This window comes from Caulobacter sp. DWR1-3-2b1 (assembly GCF_049895765.1).
GTDB lineage: Bacteria > Pseudomonadota > Alphaproteobacteria > Caulobacterales > Caulobacteraceae > Caulobacter.
This window is the reverse complement of the sequence record NZ_JAFCSZ010000008.1, coordinates 96,616-110,165: the sequence shown is the minus strand read 5'-3', so window position 1 is coordinate 110,165 and position 13,550 is coordinate 96,616. Positions and strand designations below refer to the sequence as shown.

Sequence of the window (13,550 nt, the reverse complement as noted above, 5' to 3'; positions counted from 1 at the left end):
CGCCTCGTGAATAAGCCGTCTCACAATGAGGCTGGTCATCCAAGCCAAGGCTAGCGTCATCAACCCAAGAGCCGTGATCCAGATCGCGGCCAGGGGAGGCATCAGAACCGCTTCGTCAGGGCCAACGCCACCTCGTCGCGGTCGTAGGTCTTGCGCATTTCATGCGTGAAACCCAGTTGCACGGCGAGATCCGCGCTCAGTTCGAAAGCCGCGCTCGCCGACACCGCTCTGACCTTGACGGTCTGACCATCGGAGCTTTCCGGCGCATCCGCCCAACCTGCTGACAGGCGGATGTCGTGGCGCAGACGCCAGTCGCCTCTGACAGAATAGCCGGCCCGAAATTCATCCCGTTCGTCGAGCGTGAGGTAGGAACGCGCCGTCACGGCGGCTTGCTCGCCCAAGGCTAGGCTGACATAGGGCTGGACGCTGCGAACATCGCCCACTGAGTACCGGGCCCAACTGCCGTCTGTTCCGACCCTCGTGGTCCACGCCCGCGCGGGTCCCAGGCGCATCGATCCGCCGGCTCGCAGGGCGATCTGGGGTCGATAGTCCGCATCCGGCGTGCCCCCGATCGCAAGCCAGACATCGCGGTCGCTCCCCAGCGTCCGCGCGCCCGTCGCCTCGACATAGACGTCCGAGCGCCCGAAACGCACGGTGCGATCGACCGCGAGCACAGCCGTGTCGCGCCCTTTGCGCCGACCTGCGCTGACCACCGTGGAGGACCAGTGGCCAAGCCCCTCTGACAATTCGCTGCGGGCGAGGGCCAGGTCGAGGCGCCAGACAGCGGCCTCTTCGTCCGGCCTCGCGCGAATCTGCTGGGCCAGGGTTTGAGCTTCCGGACCGCCGGCGTCGGGGCCGACGACGACCGGCGCCAATCGAGCCCGCGCCACCGCGGGACGGCCGCTGAAATAGGCCGAGCGAGCGTAGGCGATCCGTGCGTCTTGATAGGTCGGCGCCAATCGTAAGGCCGCCTCCAACGCTCGGTCAGCGTCCTCATATCGCCCTGCGGCCGTGTAGGCCAAGCCAAGGTTCAGCCAGACATCGGCGTCTGTGGACCGCTCGCGCGAGAGACCTTCAAAAGCGGCGACGGCTTCAGGCGTCCGCCCGTTCGCGCGTGCCTCCACGGCCGCAGCATAGGATGGATCGGCGACTTGGGCCGCGACAACGAGCCAGAGCATCACGCGGCCTCGGCGGGCGCCAGGCGAGCCAAGCGAGCGACAAGTTCATCGGGATTGAACGGCTTGGGCAGGTAGTCCGCCGCGCCCAGTTGCAGGGCGCTGACGATGTCGTCCTGGCGTTTCAGGGCCGTGAGCATCACCACAGTCAGGCATCGGGTGGCGTCATCGCCCTTCAGCCGCCGGAGCACTTCAAAGCCGTCGAGGATGGGCATCATGGCGTCGAGCACCACGATCGCGGGCCTAAGCGCTCGCGCCTGCTCCAAGGCCGCCTGCCCGTCCTCCGCCAAGGCCACGGTGTAACCGGCCCTGGAGAGCTTATGTTCGAGGATGCTGCGCATAAGCGGATCGTCATCGGCGACGAGAACAATCGTCTTGTCCATTGACCTACCTTAATCAAACAGTTCAATCCGAAAGCTCAGCCACAGCGGATTCGCGCCCTGGACAGTTCCATCCCACAAGATATATTCAAACTAGGTTAAGACGATTTCACGATTAAGCGAAACAAGTGGATATATTGTCGCAGGCATTGACGATTTCACGCAAAACGCCCTCAACTACACCGGTGAAGGACCTTACGGTTCGGCGTAGACGCGCACCCAATCAATCAGCAGGGACGCAGGAAAGATCTCCTCGTCGACACCGCCTCGTCCAGTCGTCTCGGGCCAGCGCCCGCCGACCGCGAGGTTGAGGATCACGTGAAATCGCTGGTCAAAGGGTTGGCGCGTGGGCTGTGAAAAATAGGGCTTGCCGTCGATCGACCACGTCATCTTCGTCGGTGTCCAATCTAAAGATATAGACGTGAAACGCCGCCACGTTGCGCAACGGCGCCGCACCGCTACGCATGTGATTGCGCCGCAGGTCGGGTCCGTCATGCACCGCCCCCTGCACACGATCGGCGCAGCCGAGGCAACGCACGCCCAGGTTCACCGCTTCGGCGATATCAATCTCGCCCGACAGCGGATAGAGCCCGTAGTTGTCATGCTCGGGCAGCATCCAGATCGCTGGCCAGAGGCCCTGGCCGATCGGTAGCTTGGCGCGCACGGCGATCCGGCCGTAGCGGAACGATGCTGCGCCGCGCGTTTCGATCCGGCCCGAACTGAAGTCTCGCGACACCTCATCAGGAGACGGATCTCCCTCGGGCCGCGCCCGGCCGCTGACCGCCTGCTGGCGCGCGGTGATCCGCAGCATGCCGTTGGAGACGGCGATCGTCTCGGCGTCGTCGACATAGCATTGACGCTCCTCGTTGCCGCCACCCCAACAATCGCGCCGCGCCGTCCACTTGCCGGTATCGAGCTTGGCGCCGTCGAACTCATCGGACCAGATCAGAGCCTGGGTCGCCGCCCCCGCCGGGCCGACGACCAGCAGGGCCAAGACACTCGCCAATGCCGCCCGTGTCATGGCAAGGCGACCGCCGCCTGACCGCCGGCCGGCAGGTTCACGCCGACGCGCCGACCGCCAGACTTCGGCAGGATGATCTCGACTCCGGAGACCTTGCGAGGCGCCCGGATCTCCAGCGCGGAGCCGGCCCCTCGCTGCGTGACATCGACCTCCAGCGCGTCGCGGGCCGCCCACCAGTCGCCGAAGTCGTCGACCGACCCCAACCAGGCCCGGTCCTTCCAGTGATCGACGAGGCGTGCCTCGAACTCCAGCTTGTGGCCGATGATGTTGGGGTGGATCAGGATCGTGGCCACGCCATGCTCGCGAGCGATCTTCTCGATTACGACATTGGCGGCGTCGAACCGCTGCCCCAGAGGCGCGCCCGCCTCGTCTTCTATGGTCACCGGAAACTCGAAGATCGGCTGTAAGGCGCCGTCGGCGCGGTCGTGAGTCATCTGAAACGGGAGATGGGAAAGTACGGTGTTGGCGGTGATCGACGACGAGTAGCTATACCCCGTGGCCTGCAGCGCCTGGGGCAGAGAAAAGGGATAGGACAGCCGCCCCGGCCGGAAGGAGACCACCCTGGCCCCAACCAGGCGCTCCAGCAGGAACTTGGAGACGCGCAGTTCCCCTAGCACGCTGGCGCCGCGCACGCGGCTGACACTCTCCACGAACGGCCGATACTGAGGATAGCGCTCACGGCCCGATCCCATGGGCATCATCTCGAAAGCCCCGGAATGCGCAACCGTATGGCTTCCCACTTCCATGCCTTGATCGACCAGGGCCCGCACATCGTCTATTGCGGCCGCGTCGAAGAAGGGCCGGTCATTGTAGTCCTTCATGTACTTGGTCTGCACGAAGAACGTGCCCCTCAGGCCGCGCGCGCGTAGCACCTCGGCATAGGCCGGCGCATTGTCCATCGAGGGCCCGTAGTCGACATCGTGGGTAAGCAGGATCGACACCACCTTGCCGGCCGGAACGGTCGATACCAGCCAAGGCGTGGGTTCGCCGGCGACGTACAGGTCCCGTATCCACCAGAACAGAGAATCCAGCGACGGCTCGTAGGCGTTGACATAGCTCCGAGCCATGGATTCGGCCCGCCCATTGAGCGCCCTCTGCGCCAGCGACCCCAAGTCCACGCCGAGCACGCAGGCCTGGCCGACAACCGTGCGGCAGCTGGCGGCGACCGAACCATCCTCGAACCGCGCCAGCACCCTGGCCGATCCTGGCGCGTAGCCCACGCTTTGAACTCTTGACTCACCCCGGCTCGACACGACGATTGTCGCCTCCTGGGACGTGGCCGCCGGGGCGCTCCACGTCATGCGCGTGCGGGTAGCGCCCTCCCGCCCTTCCCCCACGCCGAACAATTCCGACAATCCGCCGCCGGCCAGGTTGAAGGCCACCACTGTGCCGCCCGATCGGACATGTTGGGCCAGGGCCCGGATGTCGTCGCCCGACAACACTCTTCCCGAGATGATCGGATAGGCCAGCACGACCTTATGACGCAGGGCCTTGCTGACATCCCGAGTGACGGTGAACGGCACACCGTGAGCCTGCAGCCCGCGAATTAGGCCCAGCCACCCCGATTGCGGGTCGGTGACCAGAACGGCAAGCCGATGGTCCCCGCCACGATCGAACTGGGAGAGCTCCGTGCGCGGCGGCGCCACAATGTCCGTGTTTGAGGTTGGGCCCCGCAGCCCGGGATAGACGTTGATCATCGCGGGGTCTGGTCTTGATCGTTAGAGCCAGAGCCCCCCGGCGCAAAAGGCCGCTAGCAGGGCGACGACGAGCACACGAGATCCAAGCTTCATGAACCGGTCAACTTTCGATGCGTAACGATGGCGTCGTCACCAAACGGGGCGACAAACCTAATGACCAAGGAAACGAGCGCCGCGCGACCGGGCAAATCCGCGCATGAGCCCTCTTGGCGCGAAGGACATGCGTTGTGGAGCGCCAGATTTCACCCGGCAGGCCTGTCGGCCGGCACCTCATCGATGGCTGAAATTGGCGCGCAGCCTATTTTGGCACGCCAGGCCGCCTTAGGCAGACCTAGATCTGCTTCGCCCAGTCAGTCGAGCGCGAACCCGGCCTATCGCCTCCATCAATCCCGACACTTCACCGGCCAAAGACGTAGCTCGGCCCCCGCAAACACCGGACCAGCGCAGCAGACTTCCAGGATCTTGGGGTCGACCTGCAAGAAATTGACGCCCGCTTAGGATCGGAAAAGTGGGCATTCTGGGGGGAAATCTGTGGATCTCAGATCCCCGCCTTGGCTATGTCTTTGGAAGGGAATGGTGGACGCGACAGGGATTGAACCTGTGACCCCCTCGATGTCAACGAGGTGCTCTCCCGCTGAGCTACGCATCCGCCAAAGCGACCCTGAAGCACTGTAAAAGCGTCCTGGGCGGGAAGGTGACGGGGTATAGCGGCGGCTTTCTCATCGCGCAAGCCGCCAGATTTAAATTATGGGAGGGGAAAAATTTAGGCGGCCATCATCTTTTCGACCTCGGCGACGAGGTCGCGGAGGTGAACAGGCTTGGACAACACTTTGGCGCCGGCCGGCGCGCGGTCCTGGGCCGAAAGGGCCACCGCGGCGAAACCGGTGATGAACATGATGCGCAGGGCCGGATCGCGAGCAGCGGCCTGGCGCGCCACCTCGATACCATCCATGCCGGGCATGACGATGTCGGTCAGCAGCAGGTCCCACGGGTGATCGAGATGCTGGACGGCTTCCTCGCCATCCGCGCAGGCCTGCACCTCGAATCCGGCGCGCTCCAGGGCGCGAGCCAGGAAACCCCGGAGGGAATCGTCGTCTTCGGCGAGAAGGATGCGAGCCATATCGGTCTTTTTTCCGCAGATCGTCGGAGTTGGGCGTCCATTGTAACCCGCCGACTGTAAATCGGGGATGAACTTGGCGCCGTGTTCGATATGAACGCCCGACTTTTCCTGAAGGTGTTGGCCCAAAGGTGTTTGACCGCGCCGGGCGCGCCTTGCGACTATGGCTCATGAGCGCTTGGGATCCTATCGCGACGAGGAAGCAGCCGGCGGCAGCCGTGGCGTCGCCCGTCGATCCCCTTGCCTGCCCGGCTCACGACCTTCTGCGAGCCGCGCCGGAGCCCACCCCGCCGCCGACCGCCCTAGTTTTCGCCTCCCCGCATTCGGGCAGTATCTATCCCGCCGACATGATGGCTGCCGCGCGTCTCGACGCCGAGGCGATCCGGGGCTCGGAAGACGCCTTTGTCGATCAGATCATCGGCGGGGCGCCGGCCCTCGGCGCGGCGGTGATCCGGGCCCGACTAGCCCGGGCCTATATCGATCTCAACCGCGAGCCTTGGGAACTGGACCCGGCGATGTTCGAGGACGAACTGCCCGAATACGCCAGGAGCCGCTCGGCCCGGGTGGCCGCCGGTCTGGGCGCCATCGCTCGGGTCGCCGCAGAGGGGCGCCCCATCTATGCCCGCAAGCTGACCTTTGCCGAGGCCCAGGCGCGGGTCGAGCTGGCCCACCGCCCCTATCACGACGCCCTGGACCGCCTGCTGGCCTCGGCGCGGGCGGCGCATGGCTGCGCGATTCTGGTGGACTGGCATTCGATGCCGGCGGCGGCGGCGCGCGGCCAGAGGGCCAGAGGCGGCGGGCCATGCGATATCGTTCTGGGGGACCGGTTCGGCGCGGCCTGTTCGCCCAAGCTGACGGCCCTGGTCGAGCGCGAGCTGGAATCACTGGGCTATAGAGTGGCCCGCAACGCCCCCTATGCCGGCGGCTACACCACCGAGCACTATGGCCGCCCCGCAACGCGCACCCACGCCCTGCAGATCGAGATCAACCGCGCGCTCTATATGGATGAAGCGACGCGCGAGCCGACCGAGGGTCTGGCGAGGCTGACCGCCGACGCCGAACGTCTGACGCGCGCCCTGGCGGATCTGGATGTGTCGAGCCTGCGTTAGGGCTCAGGACCGCCATCTTCCCGCGTTCTTGTAGAGCCTGCCCCTGCTTTCCCCTCCCGGAAGCGAGGCGGAATGTCGCTGAGACCGCTACCAGCGTTCGGGCCAAAAAAAAGCCCGGCTCGAAAGCCGGGCAGTTCATTAGGGAGGAAACGCCCAGGAAGGGCAGAAGCGGCAAGGCCGCCTCACACCCCGTTTATAGGGTGCGGTGCGAAATCGGACAAGTGGAAAAGTGGACCCGAATGTCGATTTTTCTGAAGGGGTATATAGATAAACCCTTTGCGATACAGGGATTATGGAACGCTGATCTGTCACAATCGCCCATTTTTAAGGCATGCTGCACTGCACAATTAGTTGCGCGTGAAACGACCTTGGCCTTGGGGGCCGCTCAAACCCCTCCAAATCAAGGCTTTCGCGCTGACACCGGTTTCCGTTGAATCCTCTTTTGCAAGAGGTGGGGTGGATAAACGCAGCGCAGTCGCGTAAAAGCCGCGCGCCTGACGCTGCGCAGCGTTAAACCCGTTCTCTTCCCCGAAAGTTCGCCTTCTCCATGTCTATGCGAAACATCGCCATCATCGCGCACGTCGATCATGGCAAGACCACGCTCGTCGATCAGCTCCTGGCTCAGTCCGGCATCTTCCGCGCGAATGAAGCCATGACCGAACGCGCCATGGACTCCAACGACCAGGAGCGCGAGCGCGGGATCACCATCCTGGCCAAGTGCACCAGCGTCCTGTGGCATGGCGAGGCGGGCGAGACCCGCATCAACATCATCGACACCCCCGGCCACGCCGACTTCGGCGGCGAAGTCGAACGCATCCTCGGCATGGTCGATGGCTGCGTGATCCTGGTCGACGCCGAAGAAGGCGTCATGCCCCAGACCAAGTTCGTCCTGGGCAAGGCCCTGAAGATGGGCCTGCGTCCGATCCTCTGCCTCAACAAGATAGACCGTCCGCACGCCGATCCGGACCGGATCCTGAACGACGTGTTCGACCTGTTCGCCACCATGGGCGCCACGGACGAGCAGCTGGACTTCCCGCACATCTACGCGTCGGGCAAGAACGGCTGGGCCACGCTGGACATGAACCAGCCCAACAGCACCCTGGCTCCCCTGTTCGACCTGATCGTGCGCCATGTGCCCGAGCCCAAGGTCGTCGAGAACGTGGACAAGCCGTTCCAGATCCTGTCGGTCCTGATCGAAAATGACCCCTTCCTGGGTCGCCTGCTGACCGGCCGCATCACCTCGGGCAAGGCCGTCCCCGGCATGGCAATCCACGCCCTGTCGCTGGACGGCAAGGAAATCGAGCGCGGCCGCATCACCAAGGTGCTGGCCTTCCGCGGCCTGAAGCGCCAGCCGGTCGAAGAAGCCGAAGCCGGCGACATCGTCGCCATCGCGGGCCTGTCCAAAGCGACCGTGGCCGACACCCTGTGCGCCATGGAAGTCACCGACGCCCTGCCCGCCCAGCCGATCGATCCGCCGACCATCTCGATGACCGTCTCGGTCAACGACAGCCCGCTGGCCGGCAAGGAAGGTGACAAGGTCCAAAGCCGCGTCATTCGTGACCGCCTGCTGCGGGAAGCCGAATCCAACGTGGCCATCAAGGTAAGCGAAACGGCCGAGGGCGACGCCTATGAAGTCGCCGGCCGCGGCGAGCTGCAACTGGGCGTGCTGATCGAAGGCATGCGCCGCGAAGGCTTCGAAGTCTCGATCAGCCGACCGCGCGTGGTGTTCCAGACCGATCCGGAAACCGGCAAGCGCCTTGAGCCCATCGAAGACGTCATGATCGACGTCGACGATGAGTTCTCGGGCATCGTCATCGAAAAGCTGTCGATGCGTAAGGCCGAGCTGAAGGACATGGGTCCGTCAGGCGCCGGCAAGACCCGCCTGCAACTGGTGGCCCCGTCGCGTTCGCTGATCGGCTATCAGGGCGAGTTCCTGACCGACACCCGCGGTTCGGGCGTGCTGAACCGCGTGTTCAGCCACTACGAGCCTTACAAGGGCGCCATCGACAGCCAGCGCAAGGGCGTGCTGGTTTCGAACTCGGAAGGCGAAACCGCCGCCTTCGCGTTGTGGAACCTGGAAGATCGCGGCACGATGTTCGTCGGCGCCGGGGAGAAGACCTACCAGGGCATGATCATCGGCGAGAACGCCCGTCAGGACGACCTCGACGTCAATCCGATGAAGGCCAAGCAGCTGAACAACATCCGCGCCTCGGGCAAGGATGAAGCCGTTCGCCTGACCCCGCCGCGCCGCATGACCCTCGAACAGGCCATCGCCTATATCGAGGAAGACGAGCTGGTCGAAGTGACGCCCAAGAACATCCGCCTGCGCAAGCAGACGCTGAACCCGTCGTTCCGCAAGCGTCGCGTCAAGGAAGAATAGGACTTCACGTCCTGTAGAACACGAAAGGCCGCCGCCCCTCGGGACGGCGGCCTTTTTGTTTGCGAAAAACACGACCGTTTCCGGCTGCACATAATGACGCGGCGCAACTCAAGAGAAGCGCCGTTGCACAAGACTTAACCACTGGTTCACCAAAGGCCGCGCAAGGTCGTCGAGGGACGTCTTCGTCCTGGGGAAAAATCAGGACGGCGCACTGTGCGTTCAGCCGCGGCAAGCTCGACCGGCGATGGGCGTCTCTCGGCCCTGTTCGCGCGCATTCTGCCGACCGTGCCCGAAGAGATGGCCGGCCGCGTGCGCATGGAACAGCTGGTCAGCATCCTGCGCCTGACGCCCGTGATGATGGCCGCCAATATCGTCATCGCCCTGCTGATCACCTTCGCCGGCCAAGAGACGCCCCAACGCCTGGCCCTGACGATCTGGGCGTGCCTGGTCGTCAGCTACGGCCTGCTCGGACTGCGTGGCTGGCTCGCCGCCAAACGCCGCAAGAGCGGCAAGACCACGGTCTCGACCCGCGGCCTGCGCAACCTGACCTGCCAAGCCGGGGTGCTGGGCACCCTTTGGGGGGCGCTGCCGATCATCGCCGTGCAGGGCGACGACCCCACCGGCAATATGCACATGCTGATCGCCTCGGTTATCGCCGGCATGATCGGCTGCGGCGGCTTCGCCCTGCTGACCCTGCCGCCCGCCGCGATCGCCTATTCGACGCCGATGGTCATCGGCGCGCTCTATGTGCTTCTTGGAAGCGGCGACCCGATCCTGCTCGCCTTGGGCGGCCTGCTGGTCTTCTGCTACCTCGTGGTCAGCGTCTCTTGCCTGTCGCACGCAAAGGTATTCTGCGAGCGCCTGGTAGCCGGCGAGGAGCTGGAACGCCAACGCCAGGTCGTCAGCCTGTTGCTCAGCGACTTCGAGGAAGGGGCCAGCGACTGGCTCTGGGAAATCGACGAGACGGGCGCCCTCACCTATGTGTCCGACCGCATGGCCGCCGCGGCCGGCGCCGACAGGGCCGCCCTGGTTGGCCGCACCCTGGCCTCGTTCTGTGGCCCCGCCGCCGAGAGCCCGGCCGGTCCGCTCGCCTCGCTGGCGGCGCTGTTTGGCGAACATAAGACCTTCCGTGACGTGATAGTTTCCGTCGCTGCAGACGCCGAAACGCGCTGGTGGTCGATCAGCGCCAAACCGATCCACGACATGAACGGCGCCTTCACCGGCTTCCGCGGCGTCGGGGCCGACGTCACCGTCGCGCGCGAAGCCCAGGAGCGCATCTCGCATCTGGCGCATTTCGACGTCCTGACCCAGCTGCCCAACCGGTTGTCCTTCCTGGAGGTGCTCAGCAAGTCGTGGGGAGAGCACGGCGGGTCGGATGCGGCGGGCTGCGCGGTTCTGTGCCTGGACCTGGACTACTTCAAGGGCGTCAATGACAGCCTGGGCCACCCTGTGGGCGACGCCCTGCTGATCGAGGTCGCGGCCCGGCTGCGCGACTGCGTCGGCGGGGCCGGCTTCGTGGCCCGCCTTGGCGGCGACGAGTTCGCTGTGGTCGTCGCGCCGGCCCACTCGCCCGATGTGCTGGGCGAGCTGTCGCGCACCATCGTCGAGACCCTGTCGCAGCCCTATGAGATCAAGGGCCACAACGTGCTGATCGGCGCCAGCATCGGCATCGCCATCGCTCCGACCGACGCGGCCGATCCCGACAGCCTGCTGAAGAACGCCGACCTGGCCCTTTACCGGGCCAAGGGCGACGGTCGCGGCGCCTATCGCTTCTTCGAGATGTCGATGGACATCTGGGCCCAGGAGCGCCGCGCGCTTGAGATGGACCTGCGCGCCGCCCTGAAAAACGAGGAACTGAAAGTCTTCTTCCAGCCCCTGATCGGCTGCCGCGAGCATGACATCACCGGCTTCGAGGCGCTGTTGCGCTGGCAGCATCCGCGTCGCGGTCTGGTGCCGCCCGGCGACTTCATCGAATGCGCCGAGCAATGGGGCCTGATCGGCAAGATCGGCGAATGGGTGCTGCACGAGGCCTGCAAACAGGCCGCCGGCTGGCCCGCGCCGCTGACTGTGGCTGTCAATCTGTCGCCCAACCAGTTCACCTCGGGCGATCTGGTCGGACAGGTGGCTCACGCGCTGAAGATTTCGGGCCTGGCCCCGTCAAGGCTGGAGCTGGAGATCACCGAGGGCCTGCTGCTGAACGACACGGCCCGGACGATGGAGCAGCTGACGGCTCTGAAAGCCCTGGGCGTGAAGATCGCCATGGACGATTTTGGCACCGGCTATTCCAGCCTGGCCTATCTGTGGCGGTTCCCGTTTGACAAGATCAAGCTGGACCGCTCGTTCGTGGCCGAGATGAGCGACAACGCCGCCATCACCGATATTGTCCGCACGATCACCCTGCTGGGCCAGACCCTGAAATTGCAGGTCACCGCCGAGGGTGTCGAGACTGCTGATCAGGCGCGGATGCTGGGCGAGATGCACTGCGACCACTTCCAAGGCTTCCTGTTCGGACGCCCTATGCCGGTCGGCGATATCCCCAACTTCCTGCTCAGCGACCTGGCGCGCCGCATGCGACGCGAAAGCGTCGAGGCGGCCGAGACGGAAGCCGGTTCGACCTCCGCCTCGGCCTGAACTCGTTTAGCGTTTCTTGATCAGACCCAGCAGGGCCAGAAGCAGGATCGCGCCGACGGTCGAGATCACCAGGCTGCCGATGAAGCCGCCGAAGTTGATGCCCAGCATGCTGGCGACAAACGCGCCCAGGAACGAACCGATCACACCAACAATCAGGTTGGTCAGCAGACCGTGATTGCGCTTCATGATCTGTTCGGCGATCCAACCGGCCAGAATGCCGATGATGATCGCGCCGATGATGCCTACGCCGCTCATTTGTCTCTCCTGATAGCCCAGTTGCGCCTTCGGAATGCGTGAGCTCCGGTGAAGGTTGCGTCAGATCTTCCGTTCCATCCAGACATTGCATCGCGCATAGGGCGTATCGCAGGCCGGCAAGTCGACAAAACCCATCGCGTGATAGAGGCCCAGGGCCGGCGCCAGGCTGGAATTGGTCTCCAGATAGAGCCGCGGCGCGCCCATCATTTGCGCCTTGTCGATACAGGCTTGCATCAGCAGCTTGCCCAGACCGGTCCCCCGAGCGTGCTCGGTCACCGTCATCTTCGCCACTTCGAAACCGCCATCAGCCAGTAGTATAAGCCCCACGCAGCCAATGACGTCGCCGTCCTCAGTCTCGGCCATCAGGATGTGGCCGCCCTTGTCGAGGATCTTTCCCACCGGGTCGTTCAGCGCCTCGTGGTCCTTGGCCTCCATCGTGAAATGCCGGGAAATCCAGGCGGTGTTGAGGTCGCGCCAGGCGTCGGCGTGTCGGGGTTCGAAAGGCAGGATGCGCATGACATTGATATTGTGCGATCAGACGCTCTAGGCAACAGGGGCCAGGCAACAAGAGCCAGGCAACAGGGCGAGACGCGCTTATGGTCCATCCGGTGTTCGACAATCTGCCGACGACCGTTTTCGAGGAGATGAGCGGCTTGGCGCGCGAACGGCGCGCGATCAATCTGGGTCAGGGCTTTCCCGACGACGCCGGTCCCGAGCCGGTGCGGGCCAAGGCGGCCGAGGCCCTGATGACCGGCTCGAACCAGTATCCCCCGATGCGCGGCCTGCCCGAGCTGCGCGCTGCCGTCGCCGAGCACTACCGCCTGAGCCAGGGTCTCGATCTCGACGTCAGCGAGGTCACCGTCACCTCCGGCGCCACCGAGGCCCTGGCGGCGGCCTTCCTGTCACTGATCTCGCCCGGCGACGAGGTGGTGCTGTTCCAGCCGCTCTACGACGCCTATCTGCCGCTGGTGCGCCGGGCTGGCGGCGTCCCGCGCCTCGTGCGGCTGGAGCCGCCCAACTGGCGGTTCGACCGCGCCATGCTGGAGGCCGCCTTTACGGCGAAGACGCGGATGGTGGTGCTGAACAGCCCGCTCAATCCGGCCGGCACGGTGACGCCGGACGAAGACCTGACGCTACTGGCCGAGTTCTGCGTCGCCCATGACGCCATCGCCGTCTGCGACGAGGTCTGGGAGGCCGTGACCTTCGACGGCCATCGCCACCGCTCGCTGATGGACTTCCCCGGCATGCGCGAGCGGACGGTCAAGATCGGCTCGGCGGGAAAGATGTTCGGCATGACGGGGTGGAAGGTCGGCTTCCTGTGCGCTGCTCCGGCCCTGACCCGCGCCTTGGCGGCCGCCCACCAGTTCCTGACCTTCACCACCCCGCCCAACCTGCAGGCCGCCGTGGCTTGGGGGCTGAAACATCATCGCGACTGGTTCACGAGCATGCCGGCCGGATTGCAGGCCTCGCGTGACAGGCTGACGGCCGGGCTGGAGGGCGCCGGCTACAAGGTGCTGCCCTGCGCTGGCGCCTATTTCCTCAATGTCGACCTTCGCGCCTCTGGCATGGAAATGGGCGACCGCGAGTTCTGCCTGACCCTGGTGCGCGATCACGGCGTGGCGGCCATACCGGTGTCGGCCTTTTATGCAGAGAACCCGGTCACCCATGTCGCCCGCCTGTGCTTCGCCAAGGCCGACGCCACCCTGGACGAAGCCATAGCGCGGCTGGCGCGGGCGCGGGCCAGTCTCGGCGGTTGATCGCGGCCCGCCCCGCCTCTACCACCAG

General features: G+C 65.1%; 12 protein-coding genes and 1 tRNA gene. 4 read left to right on the top strand and 9 right to left on the bottom strand.

Annotation, left to right across the window (positions count from 1 at the left end; all coding sequences use genetic code 11):
- Positions 1-101: 101 nt before the first annotated feature.
- The 7 genes from ACP69S_RS10120 to cpdR all read right to left on the bottom strand — a co-directional run bounded on the left by ACP69S_RS10120 (position 102) and on the right by cpdR (position 5,393).
- Positions 102-1,178, bottom strand: a complete 1,077-nt coding sequence (locus tag ACP69S_RS10120; protein WP_425996805.1) for a YaiO family outer membrane beta-barrel protein — start codon at positions 1,176-1,178, stop codon at positions 102-104.
- The gene (locus tag ACP69S_RS10115) at positions 1,178-1,558 is read right to left on the bottom strand and encodes a response regulator transcription factor (RefSeq protein ID WP_425996803.1); all 381 of its coding nucleotides are present in this window, start codon (positions 1,556-1,558) and stop codon (positions 1,178-1,180) included. Before ACP69S_RS10115 ends, ACP69S_RS10120 begins: the two co-directional genes overlap by 1 nt.
- 192 nt (positions 1,559-1,750) lie before the next feature.
- Positions 1,751-1,873, bottom strand: a complete 123-nt coding sequence (locus ACP69S_RS10110) for a hypothetical protein (protein ID WP_425996801.1) — start codon at positions 1,871-1,873, stop codon at positions 1,751-1,753.
- A 13-nt stretch (positions 1,874-1,886) separates the two neighbouring features.
- Entirely contained in the window at positions 1,887-2,549 is a 663-nt protein-coding gene (locus tag ACP69S_RS10105) for a glycoside hydrolase family 16 protein (protein ID WP_425996799.1), read from the bottom strand.
- A 23-nt stretch (positions 2,550-2,572) separates the two neighbouring features.
- Positions 2,573-4,273: a polysaccharide deacetylase family protein gene (locus ACP69S_RS10100; RefSeq protein WP_425996797.1), complete on the bottom strand. Its 1,701-nt coding sequence runs from the start codon at positions 4,271-4,273 to the stop codon at positions 2,573-2,575.
- Between the two features lie 574 nt (positions 4,274-4,847).
- Positions 4,848-4,922, bottom strand: a tRNA-Val gene (locus ACP69S_RS10095).
- Positions 4,923-5,036: 114 nt separating this feature from the next.
- Positions 5,037-5,393: a cell cycle two-component system response regulator CpdR gene (cpdR, locus tag ACP69S_RS10090; RefSeq protein ID WP_062144046.1), complete on the bottom strand. Its 357-nt coding sequence runs from the start codon at positions 5,391-5,393 to the stop codon at positions 5,037-5,039.
- Positions 5,394-5,560: 167 nt separating this feature from the next.
- Between cpdR and ACP69S_RS10085 the strand changes: the two genes are divergently transcribed.
- The 3 genes from ACP69S_RS10085 to ACP69S_RS10075 all read left to right on the top strand — a co-directional run bounded on the left by ACP69S_RS10085 (position 5,561) and on the right by ACP69S_RS10075 (position 11,510).
- Positions 5,561-6,499 carry an N-formylglutamate amidohydrolase gene (locus ACP69S_RS10085; RefSeq protein WP_425996794.1) on the top strand — a complete coding sequence of 313 codons (939 nt, stop codon included), beginning with the start codon at positions 5,561-5,563 and terminating at the stop codon, positions 6,497-6,499.
- Positions 6,500-7,046: 547 nt separating this feature from the next.
- Positions 7,047-8,879 carry a translational GTPase TypA gene (gene typA / locus ACP69S_RS10080; protein WP_425996792.1) on the top strand — a complete coding sequence of 611 codons (1,833 nt, stop codon included), beginning with the start codon at positions 7,047-7,049 and terminating at the stop codon, positions 8,877-8,879.
- 213 nt (positions 8,880-9,092) lie between these two features.
- Positions 9,093-11,510 (top strand): putative bifunctional diguanylate cyclase/phosphodiesterase, encoded by a 2,418-nt coding sequence (locus tag ACP69S_RS10075; protein ID WP_425996790.1) that lies wholly within the window; start codon positions 9,093-9,095, stop codon positions 11,508-11,510.
- A gap of 6 nt (positions 11,511-11,516) precedes the next feature.
- Here the strand turns inward: ACP69S_RS10075 and ACP69S_RS10070 are convergent, their stop codons facing one another.
- On the bottom strand, positions 11,517-11,765 hold the full coding sequence (locus ACP69S_RS10070; protein ID WP_425996788.1) for a GlsB/YeaQ/YmgE family stress response membrane protein: 249 nt from the start codon (positions 11,763-11,765) through the stop codon (positions 11,517-11,519).
- Between the two features lie 60 nt (positions 11,766-11,825).
- On the bottom strand, positions 11,826-12,281 hold the full coding sequence (locus ACP69S_RS10065) for a GNAT family N-acetyltransferase (RefSeq protein ID WP_425996786.1): 456 nt from the start codon (positions 12,279-12,281) through the stop codon (positions 11,826-11,828).
- Positions 12,282-12,361: 80 nt separating this feature from the next.
- Between ACP69S_RS10065 and ACP69S_RS10060 the strand changes: the two genes are divergently transcribed.
- The gene (locus tag ACP69S_RS10060) at positions 12,362-13,522 is read left to right on the top strand and encodes an aminotransferase (protein ID WP_425996784.1); all 1,161 of its coding nucleotides are present in this window, start codon (positions 12,362-12,364) and stop codon (positions 13,520-13,522) included.
- Positions 13,523-13,550: the final 28 nt, after the last annotated feature.